The organism is Pedobacter sp. SYP-B3415, assembly GCF_004138205.1.
Lineage (GTDB): Bacteria > Bacteroidota > Bacteroidia > Sphingobacteriales > Sphingobacteriaceae > Pedobacter.
In genome coordinates, this window is the sequence record NZ_RXNQ01000016.1 from 1 (window position 1) to 18,396 (window position 18,396).

The 18,396-nt window shown below is 48.8% G+C and carries 14 protein-coding genes; 9 read left to right on the forward strand and 5 right to left on the reverse strand.

Features of this window, described 5'->3' with window-relative positions; all coding sequences use genetic code 11:
* Positions 1 to 574: 574 nt before the first annotated feature.
* The gene (gene purL, locus EJV45_RS08320; RefSeq protein WP_129715217.1) at positions 575 to 4,258 is read right to left on the reverse strand and encodes a phosphoribosylformylglycinamidine synthase; all 3,684 of its coding nucleotides are present in this window, start codon (positions 4,256 to 4,258) and stop codon (positions 575 to 577) included.
* A 138-nt stretch (positions 4,259 to 4,396) separates the two neighbouring features.
* On the opposite strand from purL, the gene EJV45_RS08325 reads away from it, so the two are divergent.
* The 4 genes from EJV45_RS08325 to fbp are packed head-to-tail and all read left to right on the forward strand — an operon-like array spanning position 4,397 to position 7,106.
* Entirely contained in the window at positions 4,397 to 4,780 is a 384-nt protein-coding gene (locus tag EJV45_RS08325) for a VOC family protein (protein WP_129715218.1), read from the forward strand.
* A complete protein-coding gene (locus EJV45_RS08330) occupies positions 4,770 to 5,480 on the forward strand; it encodes a tRNA1(Val) (adenine(37)-N6)-methyltransferase (RefSeq protein WP_129715219.1) in 711 nt (236 codons plus the stop codon). Before EJV45_RS08325 ends, EJV45_RS08330 begins: the two co-directional genes overlap by 11 nt.
* 41 nt (positions 5,481 to 5,521) lie before the next feature.
* The gene (locus EJV45_RS08335) at positions 5,522 to 6,013 is read left to right on the forward strand and encodes a metallophosphoesterase (protein ID WP_129715220.1); all 492 of its coding nucleotides are present in this window, start codon (positions 5,522 to 5,524) and stop codon (positions 6,011 to 6,013) included.
* A gap of 19 nt (positions 6,014 to 6,032) precedes the next feature.
* Entirely contained in the window at positions 6,033 to 7,106 is a 1,074-nt protein-coding gene (fbp, locus tag EJV45_RS08340; RefSeq protein ID WP_129715221.1) for a class 1 fructose-bisphosphatase, read from the forward strand.
* Positions 7,107 to 7,128: 22 nt separating this feature from the next.
* Here fbp and rnhA read toward each other — a convergent pair whose 3' ends face one another.
* Complete coding sequence (rnhA, locus tag EJV45_RS08345) at positions 7,129 to 7,599, reverse strand: ribonuclease HI (RefSeq protein ID WP_129715222.1); 471 nt, start codon at positions 7,597 to 7,599, stop codon at positions 7,129 to 7,131.
* A 65-nt stretch (positions 7,600 to 7,664) separates the two neighbouring features.
* Positions 7,665 to 8,744, reverse strand: coding sequence for an acyltransferase (locus EJV45_RS08350; RefSeq protein ID WP_129715223.1), 1,080 nt, complete (start codon positions 8,742 to 8,744; stop codon positions 7,665 to 7,667).
* Positions 8,745 to 8,861: 117 nt separating this feature from the next.
* Between EJV45_RS08350 and EJV45_RS08355 the strand changes: the two genes are divergently transcribed.
* From EJV45_RS08355 to EJV45_RS08375, 5 genes are all read left to right on the forward strand, one after another.
* Positions 8,862 to 9,275, forward strand: a complete 414-nt coding sequence (locus EJV45_RS08355; RefSeq protein ID WP_129715224.1) for a LexA family transcriptional regulator — start codon at positions 8,862 to 8,864, stop codon at positions 9,273 to 9,275.
* Positions 9,232 to 10,503: a Y-family DNA polymerase gene (locus EJV45_RS08360; RefSeq protein WP_129715225.1), complete on the forward strand. Its 1,272-nt coding sequence runs from the start codon at positions 9,232 to 9,234 to the stop codon at positions 10,501 to 10,503. The genes EJV45_RS08355 and EJV45_RS08360 overlap by 44 nt, the downstream gene beginning before the upstream one ends.
* A 6-nt stretch (positions 10,504 to 10,509) precedes the next feature.
* Entirely contained in the window at positions 10,510 to 11,193 is a 684-nt protein-coding gene (locus tag EJV45_RS08365; protein ID WP_129715226.1) for an SOS response-associated peptidase, read from the forward strand.
* Between the two features lie 120 nt (positions 11,194 to 11,313).
* The gene (locus EJV45_RS08370) at positions 11,314 to 12,132 is read left to right on the forward strand and encodes a helix-turn-helix domain-containing protein (protein WP_129715227.1); all 819 of its coding nucleotides are present in this window, start codon (positions 11,314 to 11,316) and stop codon (positions 12,130 to 12,132) included.
* 65 nt (positions 12,133 to 12,197) lie between these two features.
* Positions 12,198 to 12,692, forward strand: a complete 495-nt coding sequence (locus EJV45_RS08375) for a VOC family protein (RefSeq protein WP_129715228.1) — start codon at positions 12,198 to 12,200, stop codon at positions 12,690 to 12,692.
* 159 nt (positions 12,693 to 12,851) lie between these two features.
* On the opposite strand, the gene EJV45_RS08380 is transcribed toward EJV45_RS08375, so the two are convergent.
* A complete protein-coding gene (locus EJV45_RS08380; protein ID WP_129715229.1) occupies positions 12,852 to 13,265 on the reverse strand; it encodes a response regulator transcription factor in 414 nt (137 codons plus the stop codon).
* An 11-nt stretch (positions 13,266 to 13,276) separates the two neighbouring features.
* Positions 13,277 to 17,491 carry a PAS domain-containing protein gene (locus EJV45_RS08385; protein WP_129715230.1) on the reverse strand — a complete coding sequence of 1,405 codons (4,215 nt, stop codon included), beginning with the start codon at positions 17,489 to 17,491 and terminating at the stop codon, positions 13,277 to 13,279.
* Between the last annotated feature and the right edge of the window lie 905 nt (positions 17,492 to 18,396).

Sequence of the window (18,396 nt, forward strand, 5' to 3'; positions counted from 1 at the left end):
TCAAAAGAAAAAAAGAAGCAAAAAAAGAAAACTGTTGAAATATGGAAAACTCTCCGAGTTTCCCACATTCCAACAGATCTAACAACAACAATAAAAGTGTCTACTTTTTTTAGGACATGACAGGCGCAAAACCCCTCGGCCGCCATTCGTGGAGAGCCCCTCTTACAGGTCATCCAGACAGAGCGGAGCGGCGGAAGGATCTGACTCGGGATCACAAGTCAGATTCTTCGCTACGCTCTGAATGACCCGTGGGGGATAACGACCTAAAATAAAGGCAATGGATTTCTCAAGATATGAGATTTGAGTCCTTGAATAGTATATAGGTATTCGTAGTTCGTATTCAGACAGGGCAATTCCTGAAGATTTGAGATATGAGATATGAGTCCTGAGACTGGGCGCAAAACCCCTCGGCGGTCTCAAACGGCGTTTGAGGGGCTCTCACATCTCATATCTCACATCTATCTACGTCTTGAGATTTGAGTCCTGAGATTTGAGACTGGGTGCAAAACCCCTCGGCAGTTTTAAAGGGCGTTTGAGGGGCTCTCACATCTCATATCTCACATCTCATATCTCCCTAAGAATTTTGTTCAACCCATTTCCGGGCATTCACGAAGGCTTCCATCCAGGGTGATACCTCGTCCTGTCTGCCTTTCGGGTAATTAGCCCATTGCCACTGCAATGCTGAACGTTCGATGTGTGGCATCATCACCAGGTGACGGCCGGTCGGATCGCAAAGCATAGCAGTGTTGAACGCGGAGCCGTTCGGACTGGCAGGATAAGCCTCATATGCGTACTTGGCCACAATGTTGTACTGCGTTTCTTCGTAAGGCAGTTGGAAACGTCCTTCGCCATGGGAAACCCAGACACCAAGCGTGCTTCCCGCGAGGGAAGAAAGCATGACCGAGTTATTTTCAGCAATGGTTAACGAGGTGAAAATGCTCTCGTGTTTGCCGCTTTCATTATGAAGCATTTTTGGCTTTTCTTCATGATCGGGATTGATCAGTCCCAGCTCAACAAATAACTGGCAGCCGTTACAAACGCCTACAGAAAGTGTGTCTTTGCGTTTGAAAAATTTCTCAAGCGTAAGCCTGGCTGTTTCATTGTATAAAAAGGCGCCCGCCCAGCCTTTGGCAGATCCAAGTACATCTGAATTTGAGAAGCCGCCGACTGCACCGATAAACTGAATATCTTCAAGCGTTTCGCGACCACTGATCAGGTCGGTCATGTGTACATCTTTCACATCAAAACCGGCGGTGTACATCGCGTTAGCAAGTTCCCGTTCAGAGTTGCTCCCTTTTTCGCGGATCACTGCGGCTTTCGGCCGGGCCTTCGCCGGATCGATGACCGGTTTGCGTCCGTCAAAATGCTCAGGGAAACTATATTTTAACACCTGGTGTTTGTAGTTGTCAAAACGCTCTTTTGCTTTTACCGGTCCGCTCTGTTTACGGTCAAGCAGATACGAAGTTTTGAACCAGACGTCGCGAAGTTCGTCTATATCAAATGTATAAGATTCATTGTTGTTTTTCAGGTTGAGGACCGGCGATGGTGTTACGGACCCGATTTTTCTGAAAGGGATTTGATTTTCTTCCAGTACAGAGACAGCAGCATCAGCAGCCTGGAATACGACAGCTATGTTTTCTGAAAACAGTAATTTGATGCTGTCGCGCTCGCCAAGCGCTGTCAGGTCAAGGCTGGCACCCAGATCACGGTCTGCAAAACACATCTCAAGTAAGGTGGTGATCAGACCGCCACTGCCTACATCGTGTCCCGCCTGGATATGTCCGGCTTTGATAAGCTGCTGCAATACGTCGAAGGTCTTTGCAAACTGTGCTGCATCGGTAACATCCGGTGCTTCGTTGCCAATCCGGTTTAGAACCTGCGCAAATGATGAGCCGCCTAACTTATAAGCGTCAGCTGAAAGGTTTATATAATAAATGTCGCCACCATCTTTCTGCAGTACGGGTTCGACGACCTGGCGCAGGTTGCTGCAGTTTCCGGCGGCGGAGATAATAACCGTTCCCGGAGCAATGACATCGCCATCCTTGTATTTTTGTTTCATAGACAGGGAATCTTTTCCTGTCGGAATATTGATGCCAAGGTCTATAGCGAATTGTGAACAGGCCTGAACGGCGTTATACAGCCTTGCGTCTTCGCCCTCATTTTTACAAGCCCACATCCAGTTTGCTGAAAGCGATACGCTCCTGAGCCCGTCTTTCAGCGGTGCCCAGACAATGTTTGAAAGCGATTCTGCAATGGCTGCCCGGCTGCCGGCGGCAGGGTCAATCAGCGCAGCTACGGGTGCATGGCCTACAGAAGTCGCAATACCTTCAATGCCCTGGAAGTCAAGTGCCATCACTCCGCAGTTATTGAGCGGCAGCTGCAATGGACCTGCACATTGTTGTTTCGCTACGCGACCACCCACACAGCGGTCAACTTTGTTGGTCAGCCAGTCTTTCGATGCGACGGCTTCCAGCTGAAGCACCTTTTGCAGGTATTCATAGAGTTTAGAAGCGTCATAGCTTACTCCTTTGTAAGATCTGTTCACCGAATGGTCTTCCATGATCATTTTCGGAGAACTTCCGAACATGTCTTTCAACTCGAGGTCCATCGGTTTGATACCGGTAGTTGCCGATTCAAAAGTAAAGCGGTTATCGCCGGTAACCGTACCTACAGTGTACATCGGCGAGCGCTCGCGGTCGGCTATTTTTTGTAATCTTTCCAGACTATCTTTGCCGATAACCAAGCCCATCCGCTCCTGAGATTCATTTCCGATAATCTCTTTGGCAGAAAGGGTAGGGTCGCCAACTGGTAACTTGTCAAGATCGATCTTACCGCCGGTTTCTTCCACCAATTCTGAAAGACAGTTCAGGTGCCCGCCTGCGCCATGATCGTGGATAGAGATAATATCATTAGTTTCGCTTTCAACCATCGCTCTGACAGCGTTGGCTGCGCGTTTTTGCATTTCAGGATTGGATCGCTGAATGGCATTGAGCTCTATGCCTGAGCCATGCGCACCGGTGTCAGCAGAAGATACCGCGGCACCGCCCATGCCGATCCGGTAATTTTCGCCACCAAGAATAACGATCTGGTCGCCGGTTGCCGGTTTCTTTTTCTGCGCCTGCGACGCTTTTCCGTAGCCGATACCGCCAGCCAGCATAATCACTTTATCGAAACCGAGTTTTCTGGCCGGCGTGTCAAGCTCATCGCTGGCTTCATCATGTTCAAATGTAAGTACAGATCCTGTAATGAGCGGCTGACCGAACTTATTGCCAAAATCTGTAGCGCCGTTTGAAGCTTTGATGAGAATATCGACCGGCGTCTGGTAAAGCCATTGACGCTCTTCCATGGCGCTTTCCCAGCTCCTGTCTGATTCCAGGCGCGAAAGTGCAGTCATATAAATGGCAGTGCCAGCAAGCGGAAGTGATCCCTGGCCACCGGCCAGCCTGTCACGAATCTCTCCGCCAGAACCTGTGGCCGCACCATTAAAGGGCTCTACTGTAGTTGGGAAATTGTGCGTTTCAGCCTTGAGGGATATGACCGATTCAAATTCTGAGGTCTGGTAATAATCAGGCTCATCTGCACGTTTTGGCGCGAATTGCTGCACAACCGGTCCTTTGATAAAGGCGACGTTATCCTTGTAAGCTGAAACAATCTCATTTGGATTGGTTTCAGACGTTTTTCTGATCAGTTTGAAAAGTGAAGTTTCCTGCTCGATACCATCGATTACAAATTTGCCGTTGAAGATCTTATGGCGGCAGTGTTCGGAATTGACTTGCGAAAAGCCGAAAACTTCCGAGTCGGTAAGCGGCCGGCCGAGCCGCTCTGCCAGCGATTCAAGATAGGCTACCTCTTCGTCACTCAGTGAAAGACCTTCCTGCTTATTATATCCGGCAATATCGGTAATTTCCAGAATGGGCTCGGGCTGAATGCTGATTGTGAAAACATCCTGGTTCAGTCCTTCATATTTCTGCGAAAGCATGGGATCATAACCGGCAAAGTCTGCTTCTACTTTTTGGAAAGCTTCTATGCGGATAATGCCCTGCATATCCATATTCTGTGTAATTTCTACAGCATTGGTACTCCACGGCGTAATCATTGCAGCTCTGGGCCCCACAAAAAAGCCACTCAGTTCGCTGGTTTGCTGTAGCCTGGCATCGCCAAAAAGCCATTCTAATTTTGTGATATCGGCAGGGGATAAGTCCTTTCCTGTCTGAACGGCGAACACCGATCCAGACTGGCTTAAAAAGAAGTGAATCATGCTTGGATTTTCAAGTCGCAAAGTTAAGCTAAAATTTCAAAAAAAGGGACCGCTGTGATCGGGTTTTTATTGGTTTTTTGTTAATTTCGCTGGTACTTAATTTAGCCCTTTTGCGGCTTTTTAAACTCTGAAAAAGCCATGTTTAATAAGATCCATCATGTGGCCCTGATCTGCTCAGACTATGAGCGTTCAAAGGATTTTTACGTAAATAAACTGGGCTTTGAAGTGCTGGGCGAGTATTATCGTGCCGAACGCCAGTCGTACAAACTCGACCTTGCGGTAAACGGTCAGTATCAGATTGAATTGTTTTCTTTTCCCTCATCGCCGGCTCGCCCTTCGAGACCCGAAGCATGCGGATTGCGGCACCTGGCTTTTGCCGTTACAGACCTGGCCGCTACGATCAGGCAGCTTGCAGAAAAAGGGATTGAAACCGAACCCGTTCGTGTTGATGAGTTTACAGGCAGGTCGTTCACGTTTTTTGCCGATCCTGACCAGCTTCCGCTCGAGATTTATGAGCAATAAAAATACGCTTTTCCGGTTTAAGCAATTTGCTGTTGACCAGGCAGGCTGTGCGATGAAAATCAACACCGATGGCGTATTGTTGGGTGCTATGGCTGCAGCCGATGATGCGAAACGTATCCTCGATGTGGGAACCGGTACCGGTGTAATCGCGCTAATGATGGCGCAAAGATATGGGAACAGCCGGGTCGAAGCAGTTGAGGTTGATGCTGCGGCTGCCGAACGCGCAGCACTGAATTTTTCTGTCTCGGCTTTCTCTGAACGAATGATCGTGCATCATGCGGATATTCGCAGTTTCGAAGCAGAACCTTTTGACCTCGTCGTATCAAACCCGCCCTATTTCAGTAACGATCTTAAAAACCCCGATGCGCGGAAACAGCTTGCCCGGCACGCCGAGCCTGAATTTTTCGAAAGTCTTTTCATTAGCGTAGGCAAGCTTTTGAACCCTGACGGTCTTTTCTGGCTGATTATTCCCGCGCAACAGGCACTTCACGTGAAAGCTGCTGCCGCGCAGGCCGGCCTGAACGCCGTGCGGGAAATTGCTGTGCAGTCAGACGACACCCGGCCGGTCATCAGAAAAATCCTGGTTTTTAGTCACCAGCAACAGTCGCTTCAGACGGATGTTTTGCATATTTATGAAGAGCATCAGCGTTACAGCGCGGCGTACAGACTCCTGCTTGCCGACTTCCTGCTGGCGCTGTAATTAACTTCCGCCCGGCGCTTTGTACCACCTATATTTGCCATATGAAAACGATCGGACTGATATCAGATACCCATGGTTATCTTGATCCCGCAGTATTTAAACATTTCGAAACCTGCGATGAGATCTGGCACGCCGGCGATTTTGGTGAAAACGTAGCGGGCCCCCTCGCAGACTTTAAACCGCTTCGCGGCGTTTGGGGTAATATTGATGGAAAAGAGATCCGGTCTGACTTTCCTGAACATAATCGATTTAGCTGTGAAATGGTCGAGGTCTGGATGACGCATATAGGTGGTTATCCGGGGAGGTACGCTCCGCAGGTAAAGCCAGATATATACACTAAGCCGCCAAAATTATTTATTACCGGACATTCGCATATTTTAAAGGTGATGTTTGATGAGAAGATCAAATGTCTGCATATTAACCCCGGAGCAGCGGGTAAATCGGGCTGGCACAAGATCAGAACCTTGATACGATTTTGTGTTTCTGAAGAAAATATCCATAACTTAGCCGTCATCGAATTAGTAAAAAGATAACGTAAAATATACACTAAGTATGAGTTGTGGAGTAAAAACGCTGGGCCAGTTCATTATTGAAAAGCAGGCCGATTTTCCTTATGCAAAAGGCGAGCTGTCCCGGTTGCTGCGCGATATTGGCATCGCGGCAAAAATTGTAAACCGCGAGGTGAACAAGGCCGGCCTTGTTGATATACTCGGTGATATCGGAACCACAAACATACAGGGCGAAAGCCAGAAAAAACTCGATGTTTACGCAAACGAACAGTTCATTTCAGCCCTTAGCAGCGGGGGTGAATGTTGTATTGTTGCATCAGAGGAGAACGATGATATCATCTATATTGACTCGGCAGTTTCGCATAACGCCAAATACATTGTGTGTATTGATCCGCTTGACGGCTCTTCGAATATCGACTGTAATGTAGCGGTGGGTACGATATTTTCCATCTACCGCAGAAAAAGTACCGAGGGCAAGGCTGTGATGGATGACGTGCTTCAGAAAGGAACTGCGCAGGTAGCGGCGGGTTATGTGATTTACGGTTCGAGCACCATGCTGGTTTATACTACCGGGAAAGGTGTAAATGGTTTTACGCTGGACCCATCGATAGGAGAGTTTTGTTTATCGCATCCGGAAATGAAAATTCCCGCTCATGGTACTATCTATTCGATCAATGAGGGGAATTATGTTCATTTCCCGACCGGTGTAAAGAAGTATATCAAGTACTGTCAGGTTGAAGATGTGGAAAGCCGCCGGCCCTATACCTCACGTTACATTGGTTCTATGGTGGCTGATGTGCACCGTAACCTCATCAAAGGTGGTATTTATATTTACCCCACAACGGCCTCATCGCCAAATGGAAAGCTGCGCCTTTTATACGAATGTAATCCGATGGCCTTCATCGTGGAGCAGGCCGGTGGTAAAGCTTCAGACGGTCGGAACCGTATCCTGGAGATAGAGCCGGCAGAACTGCATCAACGCTGTCCGATCTTTCTTGGCTCTGCCGATATGGTGGCTAAAGCCGAAGAGCTGATGCAGCTGTACGGCGCACAAGCCGACAGCCAGGCCGCCGAAGATAAGCTGCGCGATCTGAATATCATCGGTGGGCTCGATTGAGACCCAATCGCCGTTCTGTCGGCTAGTATAGTTTTGACTGCTGTTCTGCTTCGAATACCGTGTCGATCTTCAGGTTTGCCGGATTTTGATAAGCCGCAACAGCCATCCGGTCGCAGCGTTCATTTTCGGGGTGTGCATTATGTCCTTTAATCCAGGTAAAACGAACCTGATGCTGTTTATACAAGGCCAGGAAACGCAGCCAAAGGTCTTTATTCTTTTTCCCGGCAAAACCTTTGGTCACCCAGCCGAAAAGCCATTTTTTCTCAACCGCGTCAACAACGTATTTTGAATCGGAAAAAACCATAACCTGCTGTCCCGGATTTTTCAGCGCTAACAGACCTTCAATAACGGCGAGGAGCTCCATGCGGTTGTTGGTAGTAAGGCGAAAGCCACCACTGAGTTCTTTATAGTGTTTTCCTGAACAAAGAATCGTTCCCCAGCCGCCCGGACCCGGATTGCCGCTCGCTGCTCCGTCTGTATAGATTTCGATCATTGCAGCGCAAAGCTAAGTTTTTTGAGGCAAAAAAGGCCTGAACTTCCGCTGCGATGCGATCTGAATTACAGTTTGACCAGCGACCTGAGATATTTCCGAATGGGCAAATCGACCAGGACCAGGATGAGGTAGGCGAAAGCCAGCAGGAAGATGGTGCCACCAGCGGTTATCCACGCCATCTGTGTTAACGTAGGTTTGAATTGTTCTACAAAACTCATAAACAGCCATATAAAGGGGTAATGAATCATGTATAACGGATAGGAAATATCACCCGAAATGCGGCAGGTTTTTTCGAACATGGGCCGCAACACGGCACCTGCGCCGAGCGAGACGAGCAGCGGAAGAAAGAAAATAACAAGCAACGAATCGACTATAGGATTTGTTTTTTCATTGAATGGCACCAGAAACACAGCTGCGGTCAGAAAAGCCAGTGGCAGAAAGCCCAGCCTGGTTTTGATAACCCATTTTGACCGGTAAACCAAAATGCCTGCCAGGAAGGAGTAGGCTACCCTGACGGCTCCGCCGGAAATGTTATCGCCGCCAAAGCCAACGCCCAGAAAGCCCGAGCGGTTTGCCTCATAGATAATGCCCCCGGCAGCAAATATCAGCAGTGGCCATAAGATTTTTTTTCCAGCTCTGACCAAAATCAGCGCATACACGATGTTGGCTATATATTCCCAGAATAAGGACCAGGTAGGCGGATTGAGGTGAAACAAATTGAAATATCGCTCACGCACGAGTGGATAGGGGATCATCAGACAAGACGTTACAAACAGAGCAGCCAGCTGAGACGAATATTTTGCGGCCAGATTACTAAATGGATCAGCTACAAAAAGCAGCAAACCGATAATTGAGCCTACAATGACCAGCGGATGCAGTCGGATGAGCCTTAGCTTTAAAAAGTTCCAGGTTCCGATAGCGCGCAGTTTTTCGTCGTATGCATAAGCCATCACAAAACCAGAGAGGCAAAAAAAGAAGTCGACGGCCAGATAAGCATGCGCGATAAAGCTGTTTTTATAATCCGGAACGGCGATTTCCATAAAGTGAAAGATCACAACTGCAAGTGCAGCGACGCCGCGAAGGCCATCTAAAATAAGAAAGTGTTGTTTACCGGAAATGGCCGGTGCAGGAGGAGTTGGTTTCATTTGGATCGGAAAAATAACAAAATTCGCCGTTTTAAACCTTCTAGGTTTGCGAAACCTAGAAGGTTTAACGAAATACTAAAAATATTAGTATTACATTTGTGATAGAAAGAGGGGTGTATGGACGGAAAAATTTTTGATGTACAGCGGGCTTCGGGATTTTCCTCACCTGCAGAAGACTATCTGGAACCGCGGCTGGAAATTGCAACGTGGCTGGTCACAAATCCGCAGGCCACATTCTATTTTCGAATGACGGGCGACGCCCTGGTGCAGCGGGGCATTTATGACCAGGATATCCTGGTGGTTGACCGCTCTGCAAATGCTTTACATGGCTGCCTGGTCATTGCTGTTGTTGATAAAGATTTTGTATGCCGTACGCTGATTCTTCGCGATGGATCATACTATCTTGCTGCAGACGAAGATCTGATAGCTGTACAGGGAAATGAGATATGGGGTGTGGTAACTGCTGCCTGTCGCCGCCTGCTGCCTCATGTTCTGCAGAAAGGAGGGCTTGCCGGTGTTTGCGCTTTGTGACTGTAATAATTTTTATGTTGCGGCCGAGCGGGTTTTTCGTCCTGAGTTGCTCGGACAGCCCGTTGTGGTTCTTTCTAACAACGACAGTTGTGTCATTGCACGCAGCGAGGAAGCGAAGTTGCTGGGTATTTGCATGGGCGATCCTGAATTTAAGATCCGCGGACTTTTGCACCGCCACCAGGTACGCGTGTTGTCGAGCAATTATGCACTTTATGGTGATCTTTCAGATCGCGTGATGAAAATTCTGGCCAGCCACTTTCATCTTTTCGATGTCTATAGCATTGACGAGGCCTTTGCCCGGCTTGATGATGGAATTGCCGATCCTTCGGGTTATGCGGTTATGGTTGCCGCCGATGTGCTGAAATGCACCGGGATACCCGTCTCGATTGGTATGGGGCCAAATAAAACACTTGCAAAGGTGGCAAACCGGCTTGCAAAAAAAAATGGCGGCATAAAAGTGCTTACCAATGATCAGCAGATACGCATGGCGCTGGCAGATTTCCCGATCGAAGACCTTTGGGGAATTGGCACAGGTTACTACAACCGGCTGGCTGCAATGGGAATAACTACCGCACTACAGTTACGCGAACTGCCCGAGCTGTTTTTTAAACAGCAGATGAGCGTTCAGGGACAGCGCATGTACCACGAATTATGGGGCAGGCCTGCCTTTGATCTGCAACTAAGGGCAATGTCGGCAAAGGTGGTGTCTATCAGCAGGTCGTTTTCTGCTTACATTACAGAAGCTGAATTGCTTTGTCAGGCTGTAAGCAATTATGCCTGGCGACTGGCCGAGAAATTACGCGAGCAGCGGCTTTGCTGCCGCAAGCTGGAAATTTTTCTGCTTACCAGCAGGCACCGGTCCGATCAGCCGCAACATTTTCCCGTGCATACGCATCAGATGGCCATTCCATGTAATGATGCTCACGGCATTGTACCGGTCGTGGTGCGCGTTACGCGAATGCTTTTTCAGCCGGGCATGAGATACAGGAAAGCTGGCATTGTTGCTACAGGACTTATTCCGGAGTCTGAGGTGCAGCTTAACCTCTTTACCCAGGTGAGGCCGAAATACAGCCGGCTTTCATCGGCAGTTGACAGGATCAATGCCAGTTTTGGTCGTGGCACATTGCGTATGGCCAGTGAGGGCAGTGACACATCCTGGAAGATGAAGCAGAATTTTTTGACCCGTCATTATACGACCCGCTGGGAAGATATTGTGACAGTAAAATAAGTAGATATGTGTGGAAGAACTTTCATAGGCGAGCGAAAAGCCCTCGCAAAAAAAGCAGGGGTCGAACTTGGTACCGGAACCGTCGAAAATGACAGCAACCGGCCGCCGGGCACGGATATGCCGGTAATTCTTGACGCCAGACCGGGAAAACTGCACGATGTGAAGTGGGGACTTATTCCAAACGGTGCCGCTGAGAAGCCAAAATTTACTACGACCTATGCCAGGATCGAGCGGATGCAGGTCGCACCCATTTACCGGGATCTGGTTGGCAGGCGTCATTGCGTTTTCGTCATTGATGGTTTTTATGAATTTGACAAACGGGAAACGCCAAGTCAACCATATTTTTTCAAACGGGTAGACGGTGATGTCTTATTGCTCGCCGGATTATGGGATACCTGGAAAGACCCCGGAACCGGTATTGTACTCGTCAGTGCCACGATGATCATGCAACCTGCAAATCAGTTTCTGAGCCGTATTCATGACCGTATGCCATGTGTATTGTCGCAGAAACAGGCTTCAACCTGGCTGGATGTAAGTCTGAGCAAGGAACAGCGCCTTACTGCCTTGCAGCCGGTACCCGAGCGACTTCTTGAAGGCTGGCAGGTTGATAAGAAGCTGAACAATGCCCGTAACAAAGATCAGAACAACAATACTCAGACCGGGCCGCAGATGGGGCTCTTCGAAGACTAGACAAATCTCTCGGCTTCGCCGGAATCCATGTCAATCAAAATGAGCCCCTGTTCGCTGCAAGCCGGCCTTCGAATGCTGTTATTGATTTTCTGACAGTTTGTATTAATTTGCGGGCCAGTCATGAACTACCAGACATTTCTGCCACATCCCGAACTCGCGCCGCTCGTAAAGTGTTACTGGACATTAGAAGTTCCGGCTTCAGCTCAACAAACACGACAGCGCATCGTTCCTGATGGCTGTATCGAAATGGCTTTTATACTCGCCGATGACGTCAGACGGTTTACAACGGAAGATAAATACCATCTTCAACCCCGTTCAATGGTTTTAGGGCAAATTACCGAGCCGTTTTTTATTGAACCGGTGGGGGAGGTCCAGACATTTGCAGTCCGGTTCTATCCCCTCGGGTTCGCAAATTTCATCGATTTTCCACTCAGCAGATTAGCGGATACAGAAACTCCTGTGGATTTACTTTTTCCTGATGAAGCGGTTGAACTGAACCGGCAGATACGTTGCGCAGTAAATACAGCAGGGCGCATTGAAATCATAGAAAAGTTTTTGATGGAGAGGCTGAGTAAGCAAACAACGATTGATGTGATTGTGAAGTCTACGTTCGACGCGCTTGCCGCATCAAACGGAAATGCTCCTATACATACTATTCTGGGTGGCGATATGGCCAGACGGCGGCAGCTGGAACGGAAGTTTCGTAAACAGATCGGCTTGAGTCCGAAAGTTCTGGGAAGGGTGATCAGGCTCCAGGCTGCGCTCAAACTTTTGCTGAATGGCCCCGAAGACAGTTTGACAAAAATTGCCTATGAGGCCGCTTATTATGATCAGGCACATTTCATCCGTGATTTCAGGGAATTCACCGGTACAAGCCCCCGGCAGTTTTTGGACAGCGATTTGATGGCACTATCTTCACTTTTCTATAAAGATCCTTAGCTGTCGCATCTGTACAATTCAAAGGGTGTTTGCTGTTATATCTTTACCCTTGTTTCAAAAGAACTATGAAAATTCTTGTAAACCTGGTGCTGATTTGTGCCGCAATACATGTGGTCAGCTGTACCAATCAAACCGCATCCCGCGATCCTGCCGTTGCGACCGATCAGCCCGTAAACCAAAACCAAAAAGAGATGAAAGACCTGGTATCAATTGTAGAAATTCCGGTTACCGACTTTTCCAGAGCGGTGAATTTTTATAAAAAAATTTTGAATGTATCTGTAGACGAGACAGAAATGGACGGGGTTAAGATGGGCATTCTCGGTGGCGGCGGTGAAAATGTAAGTGTTGTGCTTGCGTGCGGAACCGGCTACGAAGCTTCAGCATCGGGGGCGGTTATTTACCTCAATGCAGGTGAGGACTTGCAGCCGGCACTTGATAAGGTTGAAGCTCATGGAGGCAAGGTAATTATGACCAAAACTGAAATCAGTGCGGAGATGGGTTATTTCGCCATGTTTACAGATACAGAAGGCAACAGGGTAGGGCTTCATTCTGCACGGTAGGCGGCAGCGACCTTCCCGACTAAAAAACACGCTCTGATCGCGTTAACATGACATGGAAGGACTGCATTCCCACCTACCAGCCATCCGGTCCCTGACTGGACGATTGGCAATAAGGTGCAGATTTAATTTTACTGCAAAGCAATACTTAATGCTGAGTGCTTAGTACTTCCCACACCCTTCCTTCACATCCGTTCCAACTACAAATTCGCCCCTGTAAACCCTTCTGATTGCATCGTAAACTTCGTTCATATCACCATTTTTTAACAGGTAACCGCGCACCCCTGAAGATATAGCCTTATTTAAAAAGGTCGTTTTTGCGTGCATAGTTAGAATGATGACTTTAATGTCGGGAAACCGGGCAGATAGTTTCTGAGTCAGCTCGATGCCATCCATCCCGGCCATGTTCAGATCAGCGAGTACAATATCCGGCTCAAGGCCATTTTCCAATAATGCCAAAGCAGATAGTCCGTTATCAGCCTGTGCAGCAACTGCAAATTCGCCGTGCGTTTCGATCAGATCGGCTGTGATATTTCTTACGAACTTATTGTCCTCAACTAATAAAAGTTTGATCATTGAGCTTTACTTTATTTAGTCATCACCGGCATCGGCAGCCGGACTTCGACGGCTGTACCCTGCCCGGGTTCAGATTGAATTGTTATTTTTCCTTTCAGGAGGTCTGTTTTGTTCCGTATAGATGACAGGCCGATACCTGGTTTTGACTGGCGGTCCCGGCAAATGCCCATGCCATTGTCTTTTACGCTGATGGTTACCTGGATTGCGTTTACCCGGATTCGTACGCGTGCATAGGTGGCTTGTGCGTGTTTGACAACATTTACCATTAATTCCTGCACGGTGCGGAAAACGGCCAGTTCAATATAACTATCCATACGCGCTGTACCGATAGACACACGACAGTCAAACCGGGTGTCGCCCTGCAACTGGTCGCATACTTCCCGCACTGCGGCAGCCAGGCCAAATTCTGCCAGCACCATAGGCATGAGTTCGTGCGATATGCGCCTGATCTCACGAATCGATTCTGTCAGCAAATCGGCCGTATAGGCTTTGTATTCATCAAATTTTTCAGGATTTCCCCGCGCCATGTCAAGATTGAGGTTATTCAGTGCCAGCCGCGTGCCGTACAGCGTTTGGCCAACGCCATTATGCAGGCTTTCAGAGATCCGGCGGCGTTCCTCTTCCTGAGCATTCAGCGATACCTGGAACAACTCCTGATGCTGGCGGTCTTCCATGTACCTGAGCCGGCGCTCTGCCTCCTGCATGGCCGTGATATCAAGATCGACTCCAAGAATACGAACGGGTTGGCCGCTTTCATTCCTGATCACCGTGGCTTTGATCTGTATTGTTTTCAGGAGCCCGCCGGCATGAATCTGCAGGGTTTCCTCAAACTCACGGTTGCCTGCGCGGAGATGTGCAACAATGCGTTTGGCGACCGCTATACTTGCAGGGGTAGCGTAATCGATATAGATATGCGTCCTGACTTCTGCGCCCTTTTCCTGGTGAAACAAGCGGTACATACCATCAGACCAGCTTAGCTTGCCACTTTGCAGGTCAAGATCCCAGCTGCCGCTCTGCGCCAGCTTCTCAGACTCGCGAAGCAGGAGATAATTTCGTAACCGCTCATCTTCTGCATTTACCCGTTCGGTGATGTCGAGGTTTGTGATGACAAGAATTTCATCGCCCCGCACCAGCATCGTAGAATACCAGCGGTCAAATCCCGAGAAATTATAACGATAATCCATTTTCCCCGACATACCGGTTTCGATCGTCTCAACCATCAGGTCAAAAAGACCAATCTCCTTTATACCAGGAAAGATTTCACAATACAGTTTCCCTACCATATCAGTCCTGCCCCAGGTTCTCTCGATCTTTCTGTTTACAATCAGGATCCTGAAGTCGACGATCCTGTTCTGAGTATCCCGAACCGGCTCAAAGACCGACATTCCGATCAGTGTAGTATCATAAATTGTTCGCAGCATGGCACTGCTTTCCCTGAGGGCAATTTCGGCGTTTTTACGTTCAGTAATGTTCGTTGTGTTGGTGGCAACGCCATCGTCCAGTTTAACAACAGACTGATGGAACCAGCCGTTAAACCATTCATGCCGGTATTGCACCTCGTACTGCAGCGGTCTGCCGGATTCAACCACTTCGACAAATTTGTCAAATATCCCCTCTTTAACAACGCCGGGCGTCACCTCGAGCAGCCTCCGGCCAATTACGTTTCCATATGATTGGCTGGAAGCAGCGTTATTAAGTACCCAGACAAAATCGATAATTTCGTTCTGTTCGTTTCTAAGTGCTTTGAAGACCTGTATCATCTGCGGATTGCTGTTCAGCGTGCCTTGAAGAAAGTCTTTTGTTAGCCTTAGCTCGTTTGTCCTTTCGCTTACTTCCCGTTCCAGCCGATGGCGGTATTGCGACTCATGTTTGCGCAGCGCCTCTTCGGCCTGAGCACGTTCAACCGCCGCCCAGCTGCGTTCTGCTATCTCTTTGGCAACTTCGACTTCATGATGGTTCCAATGGCGCTCCCTTGTCTGCACGATACACAAAACTCCGGTGGCCTGACCATTTTTTATGATCGGAATATCAATAAAGGAGATGATCTGGAGATTAACGTATAGCCTTCTCAGCCTTTCATCAACCAGGTCATTTGTTCTAACATTTGAGATGATAAAGGGTCTGCCGGCCTGAACCACATGGTCGAAAATGGGCGTATCAGCCAGCAGATATTTGCCCTTCAAATCAGGCAGTCCGCCTACAGACGCATCCTGTCTGATAATCGCTTCGCCATTTCGTATCTCGGCATAATAACATCTGTCTGCCTGGAAATAATCAAGCGCCATATGCGTAACCGTAGCATGGATTGCCTGCGTATCAGACAGCGGGCGCAGCGTATCACTCAGTTTCAGTAGGTATGCCTGCCGCTCTTCAGCACGTTTACGCTCCGTGATATCGTTAAAAACAAGCGCTATCCGCCGGTTTTTTTCTGTTCCCATGCGCATCATAAAGATATCATACCAGGCGTCAGACTCGGCGAAATGTTTGGTGTACCGGCGGCTTTCACCGGTTTCAATTACTTCAGCAAATTTCCCGGTCCACCAGGCACCCAGCGTCTTGAAAATCTCTTTCGCTGTGCGTTCGGGATGTGCGCCCGGCTGCCGCATCATACGGTCGTAACTCGGGTTCGTCTCCAGGATTCGTATACCGGCCTGTTGACCGTCGGCAGTTTGCATCAGTTCAAGGACGACAAAAGCCTCGTCGATGGCATTAAAAAGCGACCTGTATTTTTCTTCAGATTCCCGAAGCGCCTCTTCTGCCTGCTTACGCAGTGTAATGTCTGTGCCTGCGGCCAGCCATTCCTGGATGTTGCCTTTTTCATCCAATACAGGCACAGCCCTCGAATACAGCCAACCGGCCGTGCCATCTGGCTGATAAAAACGATGTTCCAGCTCCAGAATGCTTTTCGAACGGATGGCTTCGTTGACCTTCTTACGGAGCACAAGTCTATCGCCGGGCGGTATATATTTTTTAATCCAGTCTTCGGCCGCATGCCCGGTGAGTGCAGGCATGGATCTCCCGTCAATACTGAACATGGATTTCCAGTCGGCACTCATTCTGTAGATCATGTTCGAACTGGCCTTTACGAGCGTTCTGAACTGCTCCTCAGACCGGTGCAAAGCGATCGATGCGCGTTTTGACGAATCGATATCAGTAATGAAACAAACATGCCCGGTTACCTGCTCGTTCTGGTCCTTTACCGGGACTGCAGCAATCTGGATCCATTTTTTCTGACCGGTATCATCCATATAGAGCATTTCCATGCCCGGAACAACATGCTCGCCGCGCAGGGCCTTTGCGCCCGGATAATTTTCTGGCTCTGTAAGCGTTCCGTCGGGATTCCATGACCACCAGCGGTGCGCACGTGCCTGATCCTGCGATGGGATAAGTCCGGTAGGCATGTAATACCACATCTCCCGGTTCTGGAAAATCAGTTTCCCGGTGATGTCGGTGAAACCAATTCCTACAGGTAAAACTTCAAGAATAACAGAAAGCCGCGATTTTGTTTCTTCGAGCGCTATTTCAGCTTTTTTCCGCGCGCTGATGTTGCTGAACAGAACGGCGATGCGGTTTTTTTGGGGCAGCGGAATTACGCTTGCGTCCAGCCACATGTCCAGCCCCGCCAGATATTCTACAAACTGCTGCGGCTCGCCCGTTTCTGTGGTATGGTCATAATAGTCTAGAATCACCGCTTCGATATCAGGCACTACCTGCAGAATCGTTTTGCCAACGACGTTTTTCAGACCAGTATGACGTTCAAAAGCGGGGTTAATATCGATGTATCTGAAGTCGAGAGGAGCGCCGGGATGGCCGGTAAGTTTTTCGATGATACAAAAACCTTCGTCCATACTGTTAAACAGTGTACGGTACACGGCCTCATCACGTTCCGGTTTTTCGCCGACCGGGGTTTCAAGCGTATCAATGATCGTGACGACCGTACCGTCTTGTGCGGGCGCAACGGTTACCTGCATGCGGTGCTTTGTAAGATCAGACGTGTATTCCAACCTTTCAGGCTTCCGCTTTTTGACTGCTGCATTGATACCGGTCATTGCCTCGATGGCTTCCGGCTCAGGAAAAATATCGGCAAGCTGACTATTTAAACATGCATCCCGCGTGCGGCCGAAATAAACCAGCGCAGCCTGATTGATAAAAGTCACTTCGTTCCTTTCATTTAACTTGAAACACACTACCGGAATAAGATCCAGAATTTCCTCAGACGCTGACATGATATTTAAGAAGTTATCGACTTAAGACGAAACTACGATAAATAGCTGATGAACCCGCAAGTGCGACAGGTCACAATTTTAACAGATAATAAAGGATGATAGGCAGGCTACGGTTGCATATTGTCTTGAAAAGCAGGGATCCTGCCATGCTTAACGGTCGCCCTGCTGTCTGTTCTGGCCCTCGTTCCTCGGGGCCGCCACGTCCATCAGGTTTATCTGGCAGGGCAACTGAACCGGTTAGCGGACCATGCATGGCGCAGCAGGCCCCGATGGTTTTGCCCGGAGGCCTGCGTTTCTAAACCCGATCGGAGCGAACACGAAGCGGGGCGGAGTAAAGCGGAGAGCGGGACTGCTCCAGCCATACGCGGTGAGCGATGGTTTCCCTATAAAATGGCTGCGAATGTTGGATTTACAAATTTAAGGTATGTTTGAAGTGCTAAAAACCTTACGAATATCATCATTACAGGGGCGACCGGGATGGTGGCTGAGGGTGTCCTGCTCGAATGCCTCAATAACCCGTGTGTGAGCAGCGTTTTAAATGTGAGCCGTAAGCCGCTGAATCTGTCACACCCTGAGCTGGAAGCATACATGGTTGGCGATTTTTTGCAACTGCCTTAAAAAGATCAGATGCTGAAGGGCGATGATGGCTGTTTGCAATCCAATAGCGTTTATGCTTTCAGGCCGGGTTTATGCAACGCGTAAAACGGCAGCAGGACTTGTATAGTTCTGTAAGTGGTTTTCGTGGGTGTACCCACTTGCCGGTTTTTTCCCTCCTCAGACGATGAAGACAATGGCGCAGGTGGCACAGGCAATGATCGAAGCCGCGGATAGGGACTACGAGAAAAATATTGTCACGGTGAAAGATATCGCTTTGCTGGCTAAACGGGCGAGAGAGAGGTGCTTTT